Raw genomic sequence first — 22,028 nt, forward strand, 5'->3', positions numbered from 1 at the left:
GTCACGGCCCTCGCGGAGTCCGGCCCGACGGCCTGCTCGCCGCCGCGCAGGCCGCACTCGGCGGGCCCACGGACAACGACGCGAAGACCGGTACTACGACGACATCACATTGACCGGCCCCCTCCGCCATGGTGTACTCCGGGTCATGACCGACACCGATGTGCTCCTGTGGCGGAGGGTCCATATGGACCTCGTCCGCTACGCGGGCTGCGTGTGTCGCCCGTCCTGCTGAATTCGCCCCTTCCTCCGCGCGCACCCGTTCCCCGGGCTTCCGGCGCGCGTTCCGCGAACCTTCAGGACGGTATCCGTGTCACCCTCGCCTTCCGTTGCCCCCGCTTCCGCCTTTGCGGGTGCCCCTCCCACGCAGCGTGACCTCCTCGACTTCGTACGCCGCACGGCCGAGGACCGCGCACTCATCGACTCGCTCCCGCTCGACCCGGAGGGCCGCACGTGGGTGCGGCTCGAGGGGCCGGGCGGCAGCGAGGCCTGGCTGATCGGCTGGCCGCCCGGCACGGGCACCGGCTGGCACGACCACGCCGAATCCGTCGGCGCCTTCCACACGGCGTCGGGCACGCTGAAGGAGAACGCGCTGGCGGCCCGCCTCCCCGCCGACGGCTGGAAGACCCTGGAACTGGCCGAGGGCGTCGACCGCGAACGGACACTGACCGCCGGCCAGGACAGGTCCTTCGGCCGGCACCACGTGCACGAGGTCCTCAACGAGTCCACGACGGAACACGCGATCTCCGTCCACGCCTACTACCCGCCCCTCCCCCAGATCCGCCGCTACAGCCGCACGGGCGCGGTACTCAGGCTGGAAACGGTGGAGCGTCCGGAGGACTGGCAGTGAGCGGGGTCGTTCCGGGAGCTGAACTTCCCGTGGGTATCGACGAGTTGCTCCACCGAGTACGTCTCGGCCTCGACCGGATCGAGCCCAAGGAGGCGTACGCGGCCGCCTCCGCTGGCGACGCGCTGCTCGTCGACATCCGGTACGCGGCACTGCGCGACCAGGACGGACTGATCCCCGGCGCACTCGTGGTGGAGCGCAACGAACTGGAGTGGCGACTCGACCCCCAGGGCAGCCACCGCGCGCTCGAGGCCACGAGCCACGACCTGCGCGTGATCGTCATCTGCAACGAGGGCTACGCATCAAGCCTCGCGGCGGCGTCCCTACGGCAGCTGGGCCTGCACCGGGCAACGGACTTGGTGGGCGGCTTCCAGGCGTGGCGAGCGGCGGGGTTGCCGGTGACGGAGTGACGGGGCTCCGCCTCCAACTCGGCTTGGGCTAGGGAGAGTTCGGGCACCGGGTGCGGCCGGCGCCTGGGCCGTGTTCAAGTCCAGGCCCCCGAACCCTCCGAACCCGGCGCCACCGAACTCGTCCCGGGCGCCTTAACCCCGCACACCGCAGCTCAGGCCCACGAACTCCCCGAGACCCGGCCGCCGAAGTTCAGACCCCGGCCCCCGAATCCGACCCCCTCAGAAGTCCCCGTACCCCAGATCCTCCGTCTCCTCGCCCTCCTCCTCCAGTGCCTGGCGGACCACCCTGAGTACCATCCCCTCCGGGTATCCCTTGCGGGCGAGCATTCCCGCGAGACGGCGGAGCCGCTTGTCGCGGTCGAGGCCGCGTGTGGAGCGCAGCTTGCGGGCCACGAGTTCGCGGGCGGTCTCCTCCTCCTGCTCGGAGTCGAGCTGACCGACGGCCTCTTCGATCACCGTCGAGTCCACCCCCTTGGTCCGCAGCTCACGGGCGAGCGCGCGACGGGCAAGGCCGCGACCGTGGTGCCGTGACTCCACCCACGCGTCCGCGAAGGCGCCGTCGTTGATCAGGCCGACCTCCTCGAAGCGGGACAGCACTTCGTCCGCCACGTCATCGGGGATCTCCCGCTTCGCCAGCGCGTCGGCGAGCTGCTTGCGGGTGCGCGGCTGTCCGGTGAGCAGCCGCAGGCAGATACCTCGCGCCCGCTCGGCCGGATCCGCGGGCGGCTCCTCCTTCTCGGCCCTCGACGAAGAAGAGGAGCCCCCGTCCTGTCGCCCTCCGGCCGTCTCACCGAAGCCGCCGCGCCCCCGACGGCCACGGCCGCGCCCTCTGCCACGGTCACGGCCACCGTCACGTGGCCCGTCACCGTCACGCGGCTCCCCGTGCCCGCCCGGTTCACCAACGCCCCCGTCGCCCTGCTCCGCCGGGAAGACGGAGTAGGCGTGATCGGCCCAGTCGGTTCGTCGCGTCACGGACTAGCTCTTGGCCGCCGTGGTCTTGGACTTGGCGGCCTTGGCCGCGGGAGCGGGAACCGTCTTGGCGTCGTCGGCCGGGGCGGCACCCGCCGCGTCGGCACCGGGCTCGGCCGTCGGGGCCTCCGGCTTCACACCGACGCCCAGCTTCTCCTTGATCTTCTTCTCGATCTCGTTGGCCAGGTCGGGGTTGTCCTTCAGGAAGTTGCGCGCGTTCTCCTTGCCCTGGCCGAGCTGGTCGCCCTCGTACGTGTACCAGGCGCCGGCCTTGCGCACGAAGCCGTGCTCCACGCCCATGTCGATCAGGCCGCCCTCGCGGCTGATGCCCTGGCCGTAGAGGATGTCGAACTCGGCCTGCTTGAAGGGCGGCGCGACCTTGTTCTTGACGACCTTCACACGCGTGCGGTTACCGACGGCGTCCGTGCCGTCCTTCAGCGTCTCGATACGACGGATGTCGAGTCGCACCGACGCGTAGAACTTCAGGGCCCGGCCACCGGTCGTCGTCTCCGGGGAGCCGAACATCACGCCGATCTTCTCGCGCAGCTGGTTGATGAAGATCGCGGTGGTCTTCGACTGGTTGAGCGCGCTGGTGATCTTCCGGAGGGCCTGGCTCATCAGGCGGGCCTGCAGACCCACGTGCGAGTCACCCATCTCGCCCTCGATCTCCGCGCGCGGCACCAGGGCGGCGACGGAGTCGATGACGATCAGGTCGAGCGCGCCGGAGCGGACCAGCATGTCGACGATCTCGAGCGCCTGCTCACCGTTGTCCGGCTGGGACAGGATGAGGTTGTCGATGTCGACGCCGAGCTTCTTCGCGTACTCGGGGTCGAGGGCGTGCTCGGCGTCCACGAACGCCACGGCGCCGCCGGCGCGCTGCGCGTTGGCCACGGCGTGCAGCGTCAGGGTCGTCTTACCGGAGGACTCCGGGCCGTACACCTCCACCACACGGCCGCGCGGGAGTCCGCCGACACCGAGGGCCACGTCGAGCGCGGTCGACCCGGTGGGGATGACCTCGATGGGCTCGTTCGGCCGCTCGCCCATGCGCATCACTGCGCCCTTGCCGAATTGCCGTTCAATCTGTGCGAGCGCGGCGTCGAGCGCCTTCTCGCGGTCAGTTCCTGCCATGGGTTCCACCCGATTTGCTTGAGTCGATCGCTTCACGTCAAAGACGCTAACGCCTGCCACTGACAATCGGCCTCGGCGCCCGTCCTGCCTGTGGATAACTCGAGGCTCACAGCCCTGTCACTCTCGCCGAAACCCCCGGAATCACTGGGGAGAGAGCCTCCAGTCACTCCATAAGAATGGATGTTCGATTTTGGTGTCAAGCGCACCACGCGGCACCGGACGCTCCGCGTTCCCCCGGCCCCGGCCGACCCGTACTCCCCGCGTCGTACGACCGCCGCCTTCGCCCGGACGACGACGGAACGACCCGCGCTCGCGACGCTTGTCCCATGCAGAACCCGCAGAACCTTCAGCATCCGCAGAGCCCGCAGAGCCCTCAGCTCCCTGAGAATCCACGGAGCGCTGAGAAATCCCGCCCCGCCGAGCGCCTCTGCTACGCCACCGGCGCCGTTCTCACGTTCTCCGGGCTCGCCCACCTGCTGGTCTTCGCGGTGGACGGAGGCCCCTGGGACGGCCCCGTCTCGTGGCGCAAGCCGTTCACGTTCGGCGTCTCCTTCGGACTGACGCTGATCGCGCTCGCCTGGGTGACGTCGTACCTGCGGATCGGTGCTCGCACCCGGAACGTCCTGCTCGTCGTGTTCGCCGCCGACTGCGTCCTGGAGGTGGGCGGGATCACGCTCCAGGCGTGGCGGCGGGTGCCGTCGCATCTCAACATGGAGTCCGCCTTCGACACGGCGGTGTCCATGTCCCTGGCGGTCGGCGGCGGGGTCCTGGTGGTGGTGCTCTCGACGTTCGCGGTCGCCTCGTTCCGGCGACGGCCGTCCGGGCCCACGGGCATGGCGCTCGCGCTGCGGGCCGGCTTCGGGATTCTGCTCGTCGCGCTGGCGTCCGGCGCCGCGATGATCGCGCGCGGGGTGATCCTCACGAAGACCGGCCACCAGGAAGCTGCGTACCACTCGACGGCGCCGCTCAAGCCGCTGCACGGCGTCAGCCTGCACGCCGTGCTCGTCCTGCCGGCGCTGGCCTGGCTGATGTCCCGTACGGCGTGGAGCGAGCGGACGAGGATCACGGTGATGCGCGCGGCGGTCGCGGGCTACACGGCCGCTGTGATCGCCGCCGGGATCTGGGCGGCGATCACGTACTGATACCGGCGCGGGCCGCAGTGACTGCCGCAGTAACTACTGAACCCCGCCGCCCTCTTCGTCGCGCCCGCGCAGAGCGCTCCGCACGCGCGCGAGGGGAGAGCCGTTGGTTCTGCGCCGGTGGCCGTGCACGCGAGGGTCGTCCGTGACGGCGTACCGCTTCACGTACGCGCCGAGGAAGGCCTGCAGCGTCGCCACCGCCGGGATCGCGATGAGGGCGCCGACGGCGCCGAGGAGTGCCGTGCCCGCGATGACGGAGCCGAAGGCGACGGCGGGGTGGATGTCCACGGTCTTCGCCGTCAGCTTGGGCTGCAGCATGTAGTTCTCGAACTGCTGGTAGACGACTACGAAGATCAGCACCCAGAGCGCGTACCAGGGGGCGACCGTGAAGGCGATCAGCATCGGCAGGGCGCCCGCCAGATACGTGCCGATGGTCGGGATGAACTGGGACACGAGCCCGACCCAGACGGCGAGCACGGGCGCGTAGGGCACGCCCAAGGCCACAAGGAGGACGTAGTGCGCGATGCCGGAGATCAGTGCCATCAGGCCGCGCGAGTAGAGATAGCCGCCGGTCTTGTCGACCGCGATCTCCCAGGCGCGCAGGACCTCGGCCTGCTTGGCGGGCGGCAGCACCGAGCACAGCCCGCGCCGGAGCCGGGGCCCGTCGGCGGCGAAGTAGAACGAGAACAGCAGGATCGTCAGCAGCCGGAACAGGCCTCCGAGGACCTGCCCCGACACGTCCAGGACGCCGCTCGCACTGTTCTGCACGTACTTCTGGAGCCAGTCGGAGTGCAGCAGGCTGTCCTGGACGGCGACTCTGTTGAGGTCCGTGTGGAACGTGTGGTTGATCCAGCTGATCACCGAGTCGAGGTACGCGGGGAAGTCGTCGACCATGCTGACGATCTGGCCCGCGAGCATCGAGCCGAGCATGACCACGAAACCCAGCGACCCGATCAGGACCGCCAGGAAGACGACCCCGGTGGCCATGCCCCGGCGCATACCGCGCCCGGACATCCAGCTGACCGCCGGCTCCACGGCGAGCGCCAGGAAGAACGCGATCAGTACGTTGATCAGCAGCCCGGTGAGCTGGTGGAACGCCCAGCTGCCCAGCTGGAAGCAGGCGACGAGGGCGAGCGCGAGCACCATGGCACGCGGCAGCCAGCGCGGCATCCGCCCACGCGCGACAGAAACCCCTCCGTCCAAGGGCGGCCTGGGGCCGGGCGGGGAAGGGTCGGCTGTCGCCTGCGAGGTCTCGTCTGTCGGTGCCACGGAGTCAGTCTCGCCGACGCCACCGACAACGGGTCCCCGCCCCCGCTCGTCCTCGCCGGTCAACGGTTCTCTGCCGGGACGTCCATCGTGGCGCACACCGCCCGCCAGACGTCCTTCGCCTCCCAGCCCGCGTCCAGTGCCTCGTGCACCGTGCGCCCGCCGAGTTCCGTCATCACATGGTCACGCGCGAACGTGTCGGCGTAGCCAGGACCGAAATGATCCGCCATCCGCTGCCAGAAGACCGTCAACCGCATGAATTCCGCTCCGCACCTGCCATGACCTGCATGTTTCCTACCCTTCACTCCCCCCGCGTGGCCTTCAGGGGGTTTCCAGGGAGTTTGCCTCCCCACTGAACCAAGCATCCATGGCGGCGCGGCCTCGCGTGCCGGCGTCGGGCATGAAGTGCGTGTATGTACGCAGAGTAAAGCCCGGGTCGGCGTGACCGAGCCGGCGGGCGAGGTGTGCCGGCCGGGTCATGGCCTGCGACATTTTCGACGGCAGCGAGTTCGGCTCCGGGATGAGAGACGCGGCAGCGGCCCAGTCCCGAGGCCGGCGGTCGGGCCTCCTGCTGCGCCGTGGGATGGGCCACCGAGGACGTGGTGGGAGCCGCCGCAGAGGCTCGTAGCCCGGGCGTGTGGCACGACCCGGCCGAACAGCGCTGTGAGGCGTGCCGTTCTGTCCCGCCCGCACCGCAGGGTGCTTTGGTCGGAACACCGGACATGCCACGGCTCCCGCGTCCGACCAGTCCCCTTCCGCATCGGTTCTGGCCGAGCCGACCCGCTCCGGTGTGCGTGCCGTCCGACATACCGAAGGAGAGATCGCGATGGCAGGAAAAGCCGAGGCGAACGGCCGGTTGATGCCCGGGCAGCTCCTCAGAGGCCAGAAGGCGCTGGTGACCGGCGCCAACTCGGGTATCGGCCTCGCGACGGCCGTCGCCCTGGGCCGGGCCGGCGCGGACGTCGTGGTGAACTACGTCGCCGGCGAGGACGCGGCCGCCAAGGTCGTCGGGCAGATCAAGGACTTCGGGGTCCGCTCCTACTCCCACCAGGCCGACGTGTCCGACGAGGACCAGGTGGCCGCCATGGTCACGCGCATGGTCGAGGAGTTCGGGACCATCGACATCATGGTGGCCAACGCGGGCCTGCAGCGGGACGCGGCCGTGACCGAGATGACGCGCGCCCAGTGGCAGAAGGTCATCGACGTCAACCTGACCGGCCAGTTCCTGTGCGCCCGGGAGGCCGCCAAGGAGTTCCGGCGACGCGGCGTGGTGGAGGAGGTGTCGCGGTCGGCCGGAAAGATCATCTGCATGAGCTCGGTCCACCAGATCATCCCGTGGACGGGGCACGTGAACTACGCCTCCTCCAAGGGAGGTGTGTCCATGCTGATGGAGACCCTCGCCCAGGAGCTGGCCCCGCACAAGATCAGGGTGAACGCGGTCGCACCGGGCGCCATCCGCACGCCGATCAACCGCGACGCGTGGTCCACGCCCCAGGCCGAGGCCGACCTGCTGCGCCTCATCCCGTACAAGCGCGTGGGCGATCCGGACGACATCGCCAACGCCGTCGTCGCCATGGCGTCCGACCTGTTCGACTACGTCGTCGGCACCACGCTCTACGTGGACGGCGGAATGACGCTCTTCCCCGGCTTCGCCACCGGAGGCTGACCTCGATGCAGGATCACGTCACACCCCGCCGGGTGGTGATCCTCGGCGGGGGTTTCGCCGGGCTGTTCGCCGCGCGCGCCCTGCGGCACTCGCCGGTCGCGGTGACCGTGGTCGACCGTCAGGCCCACCATCTCTTCCAGCCGTTGTTGTACCAGTGCTCCTCCGGAATCCTGTCCGAGGGGCAGATCGCCCAGCCGCTGCGCAAGGTGCTGCGCCGCCACCACAATGTCGACTGCGTGCTCGCGGACGCGACCGACGTGGATGTGAAAGCACAGCTGGTCCACGCGCGGCGGCCCGACGGCGGGACCCTGGAACTGCCCTACGACGACCTGATCGTCGCCGTCGGGATGCGTCAGTCCTATTTTGGGCACGACGAGTTCGCCGCGTACGCCCCCGGCATGAAGACGCTGGACGACGCGCTGGACATCCGCCGGCGCATCTACCGGGCGTTCGAGATGGCGGAAACGGCCGAGGACGACGACGAGCGGCGGCGGTGGCTCACCTTCGCCCTCGTCGGCGGCGGGCCCACGGGGGTCGAACTCGCCGGTCAGATCCGGGAGATCGCCGGCCACACGCTCGACCGCGAGTTCCGGACGATCGACGCCGAAGCGGCCCGGGTGCTGCTCTTCGAGGGGTCGGACGAGGTGCTGGGCGCGTTCGGTCCTGCGCTGGCCCGTCGCGCTGCCCGGACTCTGCGCAGCCTCGGCGTGGAGCTCCACATGGGCACAATCGTGACCGACGTGGACGCGGACGGCGTGTCCGTACGGGACCGAAACGGCGCGGTGTCCCGGTTCGCGGCACGCACCGTGCTGTGGACGGCCGGGGTCGAGGCGCCGCCGATCGCGGGCGCGCTGGCGCGGGCGACCGGCGTCGAGCAGGACCGGGCCGGGCGCATCCCCGTAGAGCCGGACCTCACCCTCGCGGGGCATCCGGAGATCCGCGTCACGGGTGACGTGATGAGCCTGAACCGCCTGCCCGGCCTGGCCGAGGTCGCCATGCAGTCGGGTGCGTACGCAGGACGGGCACTGCGCCATGCGGTGGAGGGCAGGACGAAGCGGCCCAAGCCCTTCAAGTACCGGGACCTGGGCAGCGCCGCCTACATCTGCCGGGGCCGGGCCGTCGTCAAGGTGGGCCGGCTGCACCTGTCCGGCGTACTCGGCTGGTTCGTCTGGCTCTTCATCCATCTGGCGTTCCTCACCGGCTTCCGCAGCAGGCTGGGAGCGGTGCTCAGCTGGGCGGTCACCTTCGCCACCAGTTCGCGACGCGAGCGCGCCTTCCTCTCGTCCAAGGGCGGGCCGCCGCCTGGGGCCGGTGAGTCCCGGTAGCCCTTCGCGCTCTGTCCTGACCACTCCCGCGTCCCGCGGGGCAGACGAACGAGGCGTACATGCTCAGTACTTCGGCACTCCTGGCGAACACCCCTCCCCAACTGCTGCCGGCTCGCGAGCTGATGGCGTTCACCCTGGCCTCACACATCCTGCTGGTCCCGTTCGGTGTGGCACTGCCGTTCATCACCCTGCTGATGCACCATCGCGCGCTGCGCCGCAACGACCCGGTCGCCCTCACCCTCGCCCGGCGCTGGTCGACGGTGATGGCGGTCCAGTTCGCGATCGGTGTCGTCACCGGCACCGTGCTGTCCTTCGAGTTCGGCCTGCTGTGGCCCCGGATGATGGGCCGCTGGGGTGATGTGTTCGGCCTGGGGTTCGGGATCGAGGCATGGGCGTTCTTCCTGGAGGCCGTGCTGATCGCGATCTACCTCTACGGCTGGCGCCGGCTCAAGCCCTGGACACACTTCTGGCTGGGCGTACCGCTGCCCCTGACCGCCCTGCTGGGAGCGTTCGGCATCGTCGCCGCCAACTCCTGGATGAACACCCCGCAAGGATTCAAGCTCGACAGCAACGGCAACCCGGTCGACGTCAATGTGCGGCAGGCGATCTTCACACCGATCTTCGGTCCGGAGTACTGGCACTTCGCGGTGGCGATGTTCCTGACGGCCGGCTACGTGACCGCCGGGGTGTACGCGGTCGGCTGGCTGCGGGGACGCCGTGACCGGTACCACCGGCTGGGGTTCACGGTGCCGTTCACCGTGGCCGCGATCCTCACACCGGTCCAGTTCATGCTCGGCGACTCCGCCGCACGGGCCGTCTTCCACAAGCAGCCCGTCAAGTTCGCCGCCATGGAACTCGTCTGGGACACGGACACCCACGTACCGGAGTACCTGTTCGGAAGGCTGAACAGCGACGGGACGATCTCCGGCGGAATCAAGATTCCCCAACTGGACTCGATTCTCGCCGGCTTCAAGCCCAGCACCCAGGTGACCGGGCTGACGTCGGTTCCGGCCGACGACCGCCCCACCGCCGTCCAGGCCACCATCGTCCACTGGGCCTTCGACATCATGGCCACCATCGGCAGCCTGCTGATCCTGCTCGCCCTCTGGTACGGCTGGTGCTGGCTGCGGAAGCGGGACCTCCCCCGCAGCCGCTGGTTCTTCCGGTGCGCCGCGATCGCGGGAGTCGCCTGCCTGGTGACCGTGGAATGCGGCTGGATCGCCACGGAGGTCGGCCGCCAGCCCTGGATCGTCTACGACCACATGCGGGTCTCCGAGGCGGTGACCGGCACCCACGCCGCGGCGCTGTGGACGACGCTCGGCATCGTCATGGCCATGTACGTGGCCGTCTACGGCGCGTTCCTCGCGGTCATCCTGAAGATGCGGACCCGCTGGCGCATCGCCGACGAGGGGCGTGCCGCGCCTGTGCCTCCTGAAACGGACACGCCCTACGGGCCCAGAGACCCGGCCCCGACCGCGTCGCGCCAAGGGCCGGACAACCCCACGGACGGTGCGTCATGATGGCCGACCTCATCGCCTGGGTCCTGGTGCTCGCGATCGCCGGCTACGCCTGCGCCGGGGGCACCGACTACGGCGCCGGCTTCTGGGACCTGCTGGCCGGCGGAGCCGAACGCGGGAAACGGCCCCGGTGGCTCATCGACCACGCCATGGCGCCGGTCTGGGAGACCAACAACGTCTGGCTGATCTTCGTCCTCGTCGTCATGTGGACGGGCTTCCCGACACTGTTCCAGGCCGTTTTCGGCGCGCTGTGGCTGCCGCTCGTCCTCGCCGCCGTCGGCCTGGTGCTGCGCGGCGCCGGATTCGCCCTGCGCAAACCGACCCGCCGACTGGCCCGACGGCGCATCTACGGAGCGGTGTTCGCCGTGTCGTCACTGCTCACGCCGTTCTTCTTCGGGGCGGTGCTCGGCAGTGTCGCCTCCGGTCGGGTGGCGGTCGGCACGCCCGCGTCCGCGGACGCCTGGGCCAATTCGACCGGCGTCCTGACGGGTCTGCTGGCCATCGCCGCGACCGCGTTCCTGGGCGCGGTGTTCCTGTGCTCGGACGCCCGGCGGTTCGGCGCGGACGACCTCGTCGGCTACTTCCGGTTGCGCGCCCTGTTCGCCTTCGTCGCGGTCGCCGTCCTGGCGCTCATCGGCCTGCCCGTCACCCACAACGACGCCCACTACGTCTGGGAGGGACTCACCGGTGGCTGGGGTCTGCTGCTTGTGGTGCTGGCCGCCGTCTGCGGTCTGGCCACCGTCCTGATGTTGTGGCGCCGCTTCTACGGCCTGACCCGTTACACGTCGGTCGCGAGCATCGCCCTGATCGTCTTCGCCTGGGCCCTCGCGCAACGGCCCTACGTGTTGCCCACCACGCTGACGGTCGGACAAGCAGCCGGGGCCGCTCACACCCTGCGCTGGCTGGCGATCGTCACGCTCGTCGCCGTCGTGCTGGTGGGCCCGGCTCTGGTGCTGCTGTTCCGGCTCGACACCAAGGGCGAGCTGGAGCCGCTCACCGATGCCGACACGGGGGCCGCCACAGGGCCCGGGGGCAAGTGACGGACGCCCTCCGGTTTGCCCGACCGGGCCTGACGGCTGCCGTCAGGCCAGCCGTGACGCGATGTGGTCGCCGACCCGCAGGGCGTTCGCGATGGCGGTCAGTGACGGGTTCACCGCGCCGATGCTCGGGAAGAAGCTGGTGTCCACGACGTAGAGGTTGTCGAGGTCGTGGGCCTTGCAGTTGAGGTCGAGGGCGGAACTCTTCGGGTCCTCGCCGAACCGTACGGTGCCGGCCTGGTGCGCGGTGGCCCCGATCGGCATTCCCTTGTGCAGGTAGATGCTGTGCGAGAGCAGATGGTGCTCGTGCATACCCAGGTGCCCGAGCATCCCCTGCAGCTTGTGCCGCAGGCGCTTCAGTCCCTCGATGTTGTTCTTCTCGTCGAGGGCGAGGTGGATACCGTCGTCCTCGTCGAGGGTGACGCGGTTCTCGGGCAGCGGGAGATCCTCTCCGCACAGCCAGAAGTCGACCGCGTGGTGCGCCAGCGCCTCGAACGGCATGTCGGGCGAGACGGCGCCCGCCCAGCGTGGCGCCTCGCCGTGGATCTGGTCGGCGTCCGACTTGCCGAGCATCTGGATGCCGCCGAGCGGGAAGTCCCAGTCGTCCGCGCCCAGATACCAGTCGTGCAGGGCCAGGGTCTTCTGGAACTTGGTGGGGTTCGGCTCCTTGGACACCGCCATCAGGGCCAGGTTGTTGTGGCGCATGTAGTGCCGTCCCACCACGTCCGAGCTGTTGGCCAGGCCGCGGGGATGCCTGTCGTTGGCCGAACGCAGCAGCAGGACGGCGGAGTTGACGGCGCCGCAGGCGACCACCACGATGTCGGCGCTGTACCGCTCGCTCGTTCCGTCCTCGAATTCGGCGACGGCCCCCGTGACGGTCCGTCCGGTCGGGTCGGTCTCCAGGCGGCTCACACGGGCGCCCGTCGCCATGGTGACGTTGTCGTGCTTGAGCGCCGGGTCGACGCAGATGACCTGGGCGTCGGACTTGGCTCCCATCAGACAGGGGAAGCCGTCGACCCGGTCGCAGCGGATGCAGACGCTGGAATGGGTGGCGTCGCCGTTGCCGTCCTGGGTGAGGTTCACGCCGATGGGCAGGTGGAAGGGGTGCAGTCCCTCTTTCTCCAGGTCGTCGTTGAGCTGCTGGATGCGTGGCGCGTGTTCGACCGGGGGGTGCGGGTACTGGCCGCTGGCCGGCCCCTCGGTGGGGTCCTCGCCGTGCCGCCCGTGCACCAGGTAGAGCTGCTCGGCCTGCGTGTAGTACGGCTCCAGGTCCTCGTAGCTGATCGGCCAGGCAGGGGAGATGCCGTCGTGGTGGGTCAGTTCGCCGAAGTCCTCGGGCCTCAGGCGGAACAGCGCGGCGCCGTAGAACTTGGTGTTGCCGCCGACGTAGTAGTTGACCTCCGGCGGGAATTCGTTGCCGTGCTTGTCGCGCCAGAACTCCGGGGCGCGGTACTTGCCTTTGACGAAGACGGCTGTGGAGTCCCAGTTGTCCCGCTCGCGCGGCAGGTAGCCGCCGCGTTCCAGGATCAGGATCCGCTTGCCGGTGGCGGCCAGCCGGTGGGCGAGCGTTCCGCCGCCCGCTCCGGTTCCGATGACGAGGACGTCGTAGTGGTGATCGTCAGCCATGAGGAGATCCCGTTCACGTAGCGTCCAGCAGGGTGATTGGAATATTCATGCCTATTTCGACGCTATCGGCCGCCGTGGGTGTCGTCGACTCGAAGTAATCGATCACGCTCCCGGTCATCCGGCGGCCGGCACGGCTTTCACCACCTCCTCGACTATGGTCCGCGGGGCGGCGGCCGCGTCGACGGTCATCCCCGCCTCGTCCGGTTCCAGGGGTTCGAGGGCCGCGTACTGGGAGTCCTCGAGGCGGGGTGGCATGAAGTGACCCGTGCGTCGGGCGCCCCGTCGTGCGGCGGACGTCCGGTCGAGCGCCAGGTACACGAACCACACGTGTGCGCCTGCGTCGCGCAACAGGTCCCGGTACTCGCGCTTGAGGGCCGAGCACGCCAGCACACCGCCCCGGCCGGAGTCCGTCGCTTCCCGGATCCGGTCCGCCAGCGCCAGCAGCCAGGGCAGCCGGTCCGCGTCGTCGAGCGGACGGCCCGCGGCCATCTTGGCGCGGTTCGCCGCCGGGTGGAGTTCGTCCGCGTCCAGAAAGGGCAACGCGAGCCGCTGCGCGAGCAGTTGTCCCACGGTGGACTTACCGACCCCTGAGACGCCCATGACCACGATGATCGTGGGCGCCTCGCGGTCAGTGGGCATGACGTTTCACCCGGGCTCGGTGGAAGGCCTCAGAGGACGGCGATCGGGTTGACCGGTGAGCCGGTGGCGTGCGGCAGCCGCAGCGGAGCGACGACGCAGAGGAACGACCAGCGCCCCTCCTCTTCGCAGACCGGCACCAGGTCCTCGAACTGCAGGTAGTCGAGCAGGTGAAGGCCCATGGCGTGGATCCCGAGAACATGTACGGGGAAGTCGACACCGTCGGTGCTGCTCGGGGCGGTGTCATTGTTCCCGTCGCTACCGAGCGCGGCCACCCGGCGGTCCGCCAGGAACTCCATGGCTGACGGATGCAGGCCCGCACGCGCCTTCGCCGCTCGCCATGCGCCCAGTTCGTCCCGGCGCCTGCGGTGGCCGACGCGGACGAACAGGAGGTCGCCCTCGGTCACTTGGACATGCTGTGCGCTCTCGGCGGCGACGAGGTCGTCGGCGGTCACGTGATCACCCGGTTCGAGCCACGGCACGCCGTGCAGCCGCGGGATGTCCAGCAACACGCCGCGTCCCACGAGCCCGTCGTGGACCGACTCGACGGAGAGCGCCTCGGCGCCGGCCGCGGTGACGGTGTCCGCGCTCACGCCGCCGTGCAGCGTGCCGTCGTAGATCACATGGCACAGGGCGTCGATATGGCTGTCGGCGTCTCCGTGCACGTTCATGGCGAAGCGGTCCATGGCGAAGTGGAGTCCGCTCGCCATGGTGCCGGTCTCGTCGGGCCACGCGCTCATCCGGTGCCTCGCCGGCTCCGGATCGTCGGGACTCGGCGAGGTCTCGATCCGGGCGGCCATCGTGACCGGCCGGCCGGATCGCACCTCGCGCATGGCGTCCAGTACCCGGCCGGGAGTGAGCGCGGCCAGAGCGCCCCGGTCACCCTCGGCCCAGGCCGAGCGCGACGCCAGTCGCCGGTACAGAGCGTCGAACTCGGCTTTGGTCAGCCGTGGTTGTGCCGCCGGGCGGGCATGGGTGGCCATGGGTCAGCGCCCGTGCTCCGCGTCGAGGGCCTTGTCGAGGGTGATGGCGGCCTCGATCAGGGAGAGGTGGGTGAACGCCTGGGGGAAATTGCCCAGTTGTTCGCCGGATGGCCCTATCTCCTCGGCGAACAGGCCGACATGGTTGGCGTAGGTCTGCATCTTCTCGAAGGTGTAGCGGGCCTGGTACAGCCGCCCGGCCCGCGCCAGCGCGTCGACGTAGAGGAAGGTGCACAGACTGAAGGTGCCCTCGGAGCCGCGCAGGCCGTCCGGCGACGCCGCGGGGTCGTAGCGGTAGACGAGGCTGTCGGAGACGAGCTTGCGGTCCATCGCGTCGAGCGTGGAGAGCCAGGCCGCGTCCCGGGAGGCGACGAACCCGACGATGGGCATCAGCAGCAGCGAGGCGTCCAGGACGTCCTCGTCGTAGTGCTGGACGAAGGCGCGCTCCTTCTCGCTCCAACCGCGGTCCATGACCTGCTCGAACACGGCGTCCCTCGCCTTGCGCCACCGGTCGACGTCCGCGGGCCTGCGGAAGGAGTCGGCAAGGCGCAGCCCGTGGTCGAAGGCGACCCACGACATCAGCCGGCTGAACGTGAAGTCCTTGCGGCCGCCACGGGTCTCCCAGATGCCCTCGTCCGGGCGGTCCCAGGCGTCGGCGAGCCAGTCCAGCGTCTTGGCCATCGCACGCCATCCCTCGGCACTGGACTGCTGCGCGACCTCGACGCCCTGGGACACCGCGTAGAGCGCCTCGCCGTAGATGTCCAGCTGAAGCTGGTCGGCAGCGCCGTTGCCGATGCGGACGGGCGCCGAGCCGCGATAGCCCTCGAAGTGGTCGAGTGTCTGCTCCGGCAGGTCGGGATTGCCGTCGATCCGGTACATGGTCTGGAGCGGCTCCTCCTCCTTGCCCTCGCGCTCGCGCAGTCTGTCCACCAGCCAGTGGACGAAGCCGATCGCCTCGTCGACGAAGCCGAGATCCAGCATGGCCCGCACGGACAGCGCGCCGTCGCGCACCCAGGTGAACCGGTAGTCCCAGTTGCGCTCTCCGCCGACCTGTTCGGGCAGGCCCATGGTGGCCGCCGCGACCAGCGCGCCCGTGGGGGCGTAGGTGAGGAGCTTGAGGGTGATGGCCGAACGGTGCACCAGCTCGGGCCAGCGTCCCCGGTAGCGGGACTGGCGCAGCCAGTGCCGCCAGAACAGTGCGACGTCGGTGAACTCTCCGGTCAGCCCGTCGACCGTGAGGGGCTCGGGTGCCTCACCGCCGGTCGCGCAGACGGTGAACACGACGCCGCCGGACTCGCCGGCGCTGAGCCTCACCCGGCCGCGCACGTCCTGGCCGTCCCGCTCCAGCGGGAAGGTGGACCGCAGGTGTCCGTCCATCCCGGGAGCCCGGAACACGGCTCCGCCGTCGCCGAGTTCGAGCTCGTGCTCGGCTCTGCCGTAGTCGAAGCGTGGCCGGCATTCGAGGGTGAACTCGACGGTCCCCCGCACGACACGGACCACACGGACCAAGGTGTGCCGGTCGGTGGCGGTGCGGCTGTCCTTCACAGGCATGAAGTCGAGCACTTCACCCACGCCGTCCGGTGACATGAACCGGGTGACCAGGATGGCGGTGTCGGGGTAGTAGAGCTGTTTGCAGGTTCCCTCGGGATGCTCGGGGGCCAGCAGCAGATACCCGCCGCGGTCGTGGTCGAGGAGGGCGGCGAAGACGCTGGGGGAATCGAACCGGGGGGCCGCGAACCAGTCGACGACACCCTGTGACGAGACGAGCGCGGCGGTCTGCAGGTCACCCACCAGGCCGTGGTCAGCGATAGGAGGATAGCGGTCCATGGCTGCTCCGAAAGCTCGGAATAAGCCCCCTCCTTCCACTATCAGTCCCCCTTGTCACGGCTGTCACATCGAAGCGGGGGCACCGCCACGCGGGCCACTCCCGGTTTGCTGCGACTGCCCCGGCGGGCATTACTGACTGCTGTCGGCCGGGCCGGGAGGAGGCCGGCTCCGAGCACTCGCGTCACTGCGGCGTCTCGGCCGCGGCCGGTCACACCAGGGAGATCCTGCATGGAGATGATCCACCTCCGGCTGGTGAGCCCGCCTGATCTCGCGCCCCGGGCGGTCGGGCTGCTGACCGGCAACCGTTTCGTGTTCAACCTGGTCGTCCATCCCGCGTCGGCCCACCATCCCGACGGCGACGCGGTCCAGTGCGACGTCCTGGCGGGCGGGGCCAACGAGGTGCTGCGCGCGCTGCGCGAGCTCGGGATCGACCGCCGTGGATCCATCGTCATCGAGCCGGTGGACGCCGCCTTCTCCGGCGTCGCGGCCGAGGCGGAACAGCGGCAGCTCAGGGCGCTCGCGCACGCGCCCGTCTGGGACGAGGTCGAAGCACGCATCCGCGCGCAGGGCACGTACGGGCCGAGCTTCTACCTCTATCTGGTCATCGCGGGCGTCCTCGCGGCGGTGGGGATCCTCACCAACTCGCAGATCCTCATCGTCGCGGCCATGGTGGTCGGACCGGAGTACGGCGCCATCACCAGCGTCGCGCTGGCCATCGACCGGGGCAACCTCACCAGGATCGGCCAGGGGCTCTTCGCACTGACGGCGGGATTCCTGATGGCGATCGTGGTGACGTTTCTGTTCTCCTTGGCGGTCCGGGGCCTCGGCCGCGAGCCCAGGGCCTTCGAACTCGGCATCCGGCCGGTCTCCTCGCTCATCAACGCCCCCAATCTCTTCTCCGTCGTCGTCGCCGTCCTGGCCGGTGTCGTCGGCATCATGTCGCTCACCCAGGCCAGATCGAGCGCGTTGCTCGGCGTCTTCATCTCGGTCACCACCATCCCGGCCGCCGCCGACATCGGTGTGTCCTGCGCGTTCTCCAGCTGGGGCGAGGCACGCGGATCCCTGGGCCAACTGCTGCTCAACATCGCGCTGTTGATCGTGGTCGGCGTGCTGGCGCTCAGATTCCAGCGGGCGGTCTGGCGGCGCATCGGGCGTCGAGTCGCGCGCTCCGGTGCGGGCTGAACACCGCTTGAGCCGGGCGGGCCCTGTCTCGGCTCATCCGTGGCCGGGTCCGGCGGACTCCTGAGGAACGGCTGGGGAATCCGGTGCCGGTCCGAGCACGACAGCGACGTCATCGGGCTGCGGCGTGGCGGCCCCGACGCCGTTCGCCGGCGTCAGCCGACCGCCGGAACGCACCAGGAACAGCAGGTCGTCATCGTGCGGGACAGGGCCGTCGAAGCGCCGCGCCACGATACGGGCCCCCTGCGCGTAACGCTGGGAGACCGCGGGACGGGTCAGCTCCGGATGGAGCAGGGTGTCACCATCGCCCTGCGGCGCCACGACTTCGGACTCGCGGTTGCCGCCCGGTCCGAGGCGGTACACCGGAATGCTTCCGCTGCGGCGGAGCACCGTTGACGCCAAGGCGTTGAAGTCGTCCTCGTCCGTGAGAAGCAGTACGGAGTTGATGCCTTCCAGGCGGGCGTCGCGTCCGGTGGCCGCTGCCAGCAGTTCTCCTGGCGCCAGTTCCAGTCCTGCCTTCCGGATACGTTCCCGCTGTTCGTCGGAACTTGCCCACACCAGCACCTCGAGCCCGGCCGAGTGCAGTGCGCGCCCGAGATCGATCGCCCACGGTTCACCACCGACCAGCAGGGGCCTGGCGCTGGTGGGGCGGGTGACGCCCAGGCGACGGGCGACGGGTGTCGCCGACAGTCCGTACAGCGTGACGGTGGCGGCGATCACCAGAAACGTGACCGGGAGGATCTTCGAAGCCCCGCCGACGCCTGCCGCGACGAGACCGACGGTGAAGGTCGACGCGCTGGCCGCGGCCACGATGCCCCGGGGGGCCATCCACGCGAGGAAGCAGCGCTCGCCTCGTGACATGCCGGCCCCGAGGGTCGCCAGCCAGGCGGCCAGCGGACGCGCGACGAGCACGAGGACCGCGACAAGACCGAGGGTCGGCGGCAACACGTGCCACACGGAAGCCGGGGTGACGGTGGACGAGATGGAGACGAACAGCAATCCGATGATCAGCTTCAACAGCGTTTCCGAGAAGGGGCGCTCCGCGGGCAGGTCGAAACCCGGCAGATACCCCACCGCGAGGCCCATGACGATCGCCGCGATGAGCCCGGAGTCGTCACGGACCATGTCGCAGGCCGCGGCCACCGCGATCACCGTGGCCAGTTGTGCGGAGGTGGCCAGCACATCGCTGAGCCGGAGCCTGGCGAGCAGCAGCCACAGCAGCGCCGTCCCCACGACGGCACCGGCCAGACCGATACCGACACTGATCGCGAACTGCAGCACCCGCTTGCCGACGCCGCTATGAGTGTTGTTGAGGACTCCGGCGTAGACGAGGGCACCCAGAGTGCCCCCGACCGGGTCCACGAGGGAGCCCTCCCAGGAGAGGATCCGCTGGAGCCGGTCGACAGGCCGGACGAAGTCGAGCAGTGGCCCGACGACGGTGGGACCGGAGACCACGAGGATCGCACCGAGCATCAACGCCGCCTGCGTGGACATGCCCAGCACGGGCCCCGCGAACAGCGTGGTGCACACCCAGGAGAGCGACACTCCGGTCACGATCAGACTGACCACGGTGCGACGCGGGCGCCCCCGGAGCTTGCGCGGGTCGAGCCCGAGCCCGGACTCGTAAAGGATCAGCGCCACGGCGAGCGACACCAGAGGCTGGAACGCCGGCCCAAGCAGCTTGTCGGGGTGGATGTCGTCGGTCAGCGCCCCGGCCACGAACCCCGCCGGGAGCAGGATGATCAACGCCGGCACCCGCATCCGTGAGGCGACGATCTGGGAGCCGACCGCGAGCACGAAGGTCAGGCCGACACCGAAGAGAATCTCGTCGGTCGTCACCGCTCGCCCGTCCTCCGGCTTCTCCCCCTCGCTGCCGCCCGCTGGTCGCGTCCCATGCTCACGCGGCGCGGGGGCCGCCGCATCTGCGACGGGCTTTTCGGGGGAGGCATCGGGGGATCGTCGTCTGCGCTCGCGGCGCGGCCGAGCGGGTAGCCGAAATCGCGCTGAGTGGGCCGGGACGCGGAGGGCTTTCGATTCCGCACAACAGTGCAGGTCATAGCGCCAACTAGTGAACATCTCCGCAGGTCAGCGGGTCTTTCGCGGCCAGAAGACCGTCAACCGCATGACTTCGGTATCCAGCCCCTGAGGGTGAGCCCGGCACGGAAGGGCACTCGGTACCGCTTTCCGCCCTACGGTCGGTGCATGGCCGAAAACGGAGCATCCCCACTCCCCCAGCCCATCTCGGCGCCCTCCCCGCTCTCCCGTGCCGAGCACTTCGTCTGGCTCACCGCGCGCGTGCTGGAACAGCGCCGCTTCGCCTATCACTTCCTGGGCGCGGGCCGGTCCGGCGCGGACGCCGTCGAGACCGCGCTCGCCGCCTACCGCAACGAGGACGAGGGGTACGGGCACGCGCTGGAGCCCGATCTGCGCGGCCCGGTCAGCCAGCCCCTGCACACCGGGCACGCGCTGCGCGTCCTCGACTCGATCGGCCGCTGCGGCGGTCAGCGCGTGGAGCGCGTGTGCCGCTACCTGACCTCGGTGTCGACCCCGGAGGGCGCCCTCCCGGCGATCCATCCCAGCCAGCGCGGCTACCCGTCCGCGCCGTTCGTCCCGGTCGTGGACGACCCGCCGGGCGATCTGCTCGCCACGGGGCCGGTGGTCGGACTGCTGCACCGCAACGAGGTGTGGCACGCGTGGCTGTTCCGGGCGACGGACTTCTGCTGGGCCGCCGTCGAGTCGCTGGACAAGTCCCACCCGTACGAGATCGAAGCCGCGGTGGCCTTCCTGGACGGTGCGCCCGACCGTCCGCGCGCGGAGGCGGCGGCCGACCGGATCGGCCGGCTCCTGCGCGAGCAGCGGCTCGCCCTGCTCGATCCGGAGCGGCCGGAGGCGTACCCCGTCGCGCCCGGGTACGCGCCGGGCGAGCACCATCTCCCGCACGACTACGCGAAGACGCCGGAGTCACTGGCGCGCGCGTGGTTCACGGACGAGGAGATGGCGCGCTCGCTGGACTTCCTCGCGGACGAGCAGCAGGACGACGGCGGCTGGCCGGTCCGCTGGCGCCAGTGGGCCCCGGGCACGGCCCTGGAGGCGCGCCCGATCGTGACGGTGAAGGCACTGCGGACGCTGCGGGCCTACGGGCGGGCGATCAACTGACGGACGCGGCGGGTCCGTACGCGTCAGAGTTCGCAGTCGGTCAGAGTTCGCAGTCGGCGTCCCTGAGGAGCAGCGCGGCGATCGCGAGGGCCGTGCCGCGCGGTGCCGACAGGTCGATGCCCGTCTGCTCGCCGATGCGGGCGAGCCTGTTGTCGACGGTGTTGGGGTGCAGGCCGAGCGCGGCGGCCGTCGCCCTGCGGTCCTGCTGGTGCGCGAGATGGGTGCGCAGGGTCTCCAGGAGTTCGGGCCGGTCGGCGACCGGGTCCAGGAGAGCCGCTATCCGGTGGCTCGTCTCGCTGCGACGCGACAGGTGGTACTCCAGGAGTACGTCGTCCAGGCGGTGCAGCCCGGGCGGAATGCCGCACGCGCGCGTGATGCGCAGGATCTCGGTCGCGGTGCGGGCCGCCTCGGTCACTTCCTCAAGTCCCGTCGCCTGCACGGCGGCCACGCGCACCTGGCAGCCGCCGGCCCTGGCGAGGCGGCGCGGCAGGTCGTCCGGCGGCCGGCATTCCATGGGCACGATCACCCGCCCTCCCCGCGTCTCCAGCAGCGCGAGCACCTCCACCCCGAAGGTGTGGTCCAGCGCGGCCTGCACCCGGCGCAGCCTGCGCCGCACGCCGACGGGCGTCTCGTCGGAATCCGCGTCGATGCCGAGGGCCAGGACGAGCGCGGGCCCCTCCAGGCAGAGCTGGTCGAGGAGGACGTGCCCGGGCGGAACCATCCCGTCGAGCAGGCCGCGTACCAGGGAGCGGACGTGGGCCCGCCGCTCGGCCTCCAGGGCGGTCCGCTCGTCGAGATACGTCTCCGTGACGGCACCGACGACGCCCTGGTGCGACCGCAGGAGGAGGTCGACGAGCTCGATGAGCGCGCCTTCCTCGCCGGGGACCGCGATGTCGCGCAGGGCCTGCCACAGGACGTACACGCCGTGCGCGTGGGTGCGGAGAAGAAGCTGCAGCGGCATACCCTCCTCGGCGCCCTGGGCGGCCGTCTCGCGGAACAGCCGGTGCCCGCCGGCCCTTACGGCGTCCGACTCGCTGACGCTGCGCAGGAAGAGCCGCACGCCGTGCCGGGCGGTCGCGGCGATCTCCAGGTCCTTCACGTCGTCGGGGAGTTCCGCGTACCCGGGAAGTTCCTCGAACGACTCGCGGGCCATGCGGCGGGCGAGTTCGTTGACCCGCGGTTCGCAGCGCGCGGCCAGGGAGCGCGCCTTGGGGGACAGAGCCACGGTTCCGCCATCCCTCCTCGGACATGGGGCGCGTCTGTGACGCGTCACATTACCCACGGCCGGTGCGCGTGACGTGAGGCGGTGTGCGATCTCACATC

Annotated in this window: 20 protein-coding genes and 1 pseudogene; 10 read left to right on the top strand and 11 right to left on the bottom strand. The window is 70.2% G+C overall.

The genetic code is table 11. The annotated features are described in order from the left end of the window. Positions 1-145 precede the first annotated feature (145 nt). The 3 genes from ABZ893_RS06315 (at position 146) to ABZ893_RS06325 (ending at position 1,254) form a co-directional block, all read left to right on the top strand. The gene (locus ABZ893_RS06315) at positions 146-232 is read left to right on the top strand and encodes a putative leader peptide (protein ID WP_361397747.1); all 87 of its coding nucleotides are present in this window, start codon (positions 146-148) and stop codon (positions 230-232) included. 75 nt (positions 233-307) lie between these two features. Next, positions 308-847: a cysteine dioxygenase gene (locus ABZ893_RS06320; protein WP_361397579.1), complete on the top strand. Its 540-nt coding sequence runs from the start codon at positions 308-310 to the stop codon at positions 845-847. Continuing rightward, positions 838-1,254: a rhodanese-like domain-containing protein gene (locus tag ABZ893_RS06325; protein ID WP_361397750.1), complete on the top strand. Its 417-nt coding sequence runs from the start codon at positions 838-840 to the stop codon at positions 1,252-1,254. The genes ABZ893_RS06320 and ABZ893_RS06325 overlap by 10 nt, the downstream gene beginning before the upstream one ends. Positions 1,255-1,473: 219 nt before the next feature. Here ABZ893_RS06325 and recX read toward each other — a convergent pair whose 3' ends face one another. After that, positions 1,474-2,226 (bottom strand): recombination regulator RecX, encoded by a 753-nt coding sequence (gene recX, locus ABZ893_RS06330; protein WP_361397582.1) that lies wholly within the window; start codon positions 2,224-2,226, stop codon positions 1,474-1,476. A 3-nt stretch (positions 2,227-2,229) separates the two neighbouring features. Continuing rightward, positions 2,230-3,351: a recombinase RecA gene (gene recA / locus ABZ893_RS06335; RefSeq protein ID WP_361397585.1), complete on the bottom strand. Its 1,122-nt coding sequence runs from the start codon at positions 3,349-3,351 to the stop codon at positions 2,230-2,232. 326 nt (positions 3,352-3,677) lie between these two features. Between recA and ABZ893_RS06340 the strand changes: the two genes are divergently transcribed. Then, positions 3,678-4,493: a hypothetical protein gene (locus ABZ893_RS06340; RefSeq protein ID WP_361397588.1), complete on the top strand. Its 816-nt coding sequence runs from the start codon at positions 3,678-3,680 to the stop codon at positions 4,491-4,493. Positions 4,494-4,526: 33 nt separating this feature from the next. Here ABZ893_RS06340 and ABZ893_RS06345 read toward each other — a convergent pair whose 3' ends face one another. From ABZ893_RS06345 to ABZ893_RS06355, 3 genes and pseudogenes are all read right to left on the bottom strand, one after another. Then, positions 4,527-5,693 (bottom strand): AI-2E family transporter, encoded by a 1,167-nt coding sequence (locus ABZ893_RS06345; protein WP_361397752.1) that lies wholly within the window; start codon positions 5,691-5,693, stop codon positions 4,527-4,529. Positions 5,694-5,818: 125 nt separating this feature from the next. After that, the gene (locus ABZ893_RS06350; protein WP_361397590.1) at positions 5,819-6,013 is read right to left on the bottom strand and encodes a DUF3046 domain-containing protein; all 195 of its coding nucleotides are present in this window, start codon (positions 6,011-6,013) and stop codon (positions 5,819-5,821) included. Positions 6,014-6,077: 64 nt separating this feature from the next. Beyond that, a pseudogene (locus ABZ893_RS06355) lies at positions 6,078-6,218 on the bottom strand (site-specific integrase); the annotation flags it as partial. A gap of 364 nt (positions 6,219-6,582) precedes the next feature. On the opposite strand from ABZ893_RS06355, the gene ABZ893_RS06360 reads away from it, so the two are divergent. Genes ABZ893_RS06360 through ABZ893_RS06375 form a run of 4 tightly spaced genes read left to right on the top strand, consistent with a single transcriptional unit; the run spans position 6,583 to position 11,304 of the window. Then, complete coding sequence (locus ABZ893_RS06360; RefSeq protein WP_361397593.1) at positions 6,583-7,422, top strand: SDR family oxidoreductase; 840 nt, start codon at positions 6,583-6,585, stop codon at positions 7,420-7,422. Between the two features lie 5 nt (positions 7,423-7,427). Continuing rightward, entirely contained in the window at positions 7,428-8,747 is a 1,320-nt protein-coding gene (locus ABZ893_RS06365) for an NAD(P)/FAD-dependent oxidoreductase (protein ID WP_361397595.1), read from the top strand. Positions 8,748-8,806: 59 nt separating this feature from the next. Beyond that, positions 8,807-10,267 (top strand): cytochrome ubiquinol oxidase subunit I, encoded by a 1,461-nt coding sequence (locus ABZ893_RS06370; RefSeq protein WP_361397598.1) that lies wholly within the window; start codon positions 8,807-8,809, stop codon positions 10,265-10,267. Continuing rightward, positions 10,264-11,304, top strand: a complete 1,041-nt coding sequence (locus ABZ893_RS06375) for a cytochrome d ubiquinol oxidase subunit II (RefSeq protein WP_361397601.1) — start codon at positions 10,264-10,266, stop codon at positions 11,302-11,304. Before ABZ893_RS06370 ends, ABZ893_RS06375 begins: the two co-directional genes overlap by 4 nt. 42 nt (positions 11,305-11,346) lie before the next feature. Here the strand turns inward: ABZ893_RS06375 and ABZ893_RS06380 are convergent, their stop codons facing one another. From ABZ893_RS06380 to ABZ893_RS06395, 4 genes are all read right to left on the bottom strand, one after another. Beyond that, positions 11,347-12,927, bottom strand: a complete 1,581-nt coding sequence (locus ABZ893_RS06380; RefSeq protein ID WP_361397604.1) for a GMC family oxidoreductase — start codon at positions 12,925-12,927, stop codon at positions 11,347-11,349. Between the two features lie 114 nt (positions 12,928-13,041). Continuing rightward, positions 13,042-13,566: a gluconokinase gene (locus tag ABZ893_RS06385; RefSeq protein ID WP_361397606.1), complete on the bottom strand. Its 525-nt coding sequence runs from the start codon at positions 13,564-13,566 to the stop codon at positions 13,042-13,044. A gap of 29 nt (positions 13,567-13,595) precedes the next feature. After that, a complete protein-coding gene (locus tag ABZ893_RS06390; protein WP_361397608.1) occupies positions 13,596-14,546 on the bottom strand; it encodes a cyclase family protein in 951 nt (316 codons plus the stop codon). Positions 14,547-14,549: 3 nt separating this feature from the next. Further along, on the bottom strand, positions 14,550-16,370 hold the full coding sequence (locus ABZ893_RS06395; protein WP_361397611.1) for a glycoside hydrolase family 15 protein: 1,821 nt from the start codon (positions 16,368-16,370) through the stop codon (positions 14,550-14,552). Positions 16,371-16,598: 228 nt separating this feature from the next. On the opposite strand from ABZ893_RS06395, the gene ABZ893_RS06400 reads away from it, so the two are divergent. After that, positions 16,599-17,552, top strand: coding sequence for a DUF389 domain-containing protein (locus tag ABZ893_RS06400; RefSeq protein WP_361397615.1), 954 nt, complete (start codon positions 16,599-16,601; stop codon positions 17,550-17,552). Positions 17,553-17,585: 33 nt separating this feature from the next. On the opposite strand, the gene ABZ893_RS06405 is transcribed toward ABZ893_RS06400, so the two are convergent. Then, positions 17,586-19,388: a cation:proton antiporter gene (locus ABZ893_RS06405; protein WP_361397618.1), complete on the bottom strand. Its 1,803-nt coding sequence runs from the start codon at positions 19,386-19,388 to the stop codon at positions 17,586-17,588. A gap of 363 nt (positions 19,389-19,751) precedes the next feature. On the opposite strand from ABZ893_RS06405, the gene ABZ893_RS06410 reads away from it, so the two are divergent. Next, positions 19,752-20,705 carry a hypothetical protein gene (locus tag ABZ893_RS06410; protein WP_361397621.1) on the top strand — a complete coding sequence of 318 codons (954 nt, stop codon included), beginning with the start codon at positions 19,752-19,754 and terminating at the stop codon, positions 20,703-20,705. Between the two features lie 40 nt (positions 20,706-20,745). On the opposite strand, the gene ABZ893_RS06415 is transcribed toward ABZ893_RS06410, so the two are convergent. Next, complete coding sequence (locus ABZ893_RS06415; protein ID WP_361397624.1) at positions 20,746-21,930, bottom strand: helix-turn-helix domain-containing protein; 1,185 nt, start codon at positions 21,928-21,930, stop codon at positions 20,746-20,748. Positions 21,931-22,028 lie beyond the last annotated feature (98 nt).

Source organism: Streptomyces sp. NPDC046821, from assembly GCF_040645335.1.
Taxonomy (GTDB): domain Bacteria; phylum Actinomycetota; class Actinomycetes; order Streptomycetales; family Streptomycetaceae; genus Streptomyces.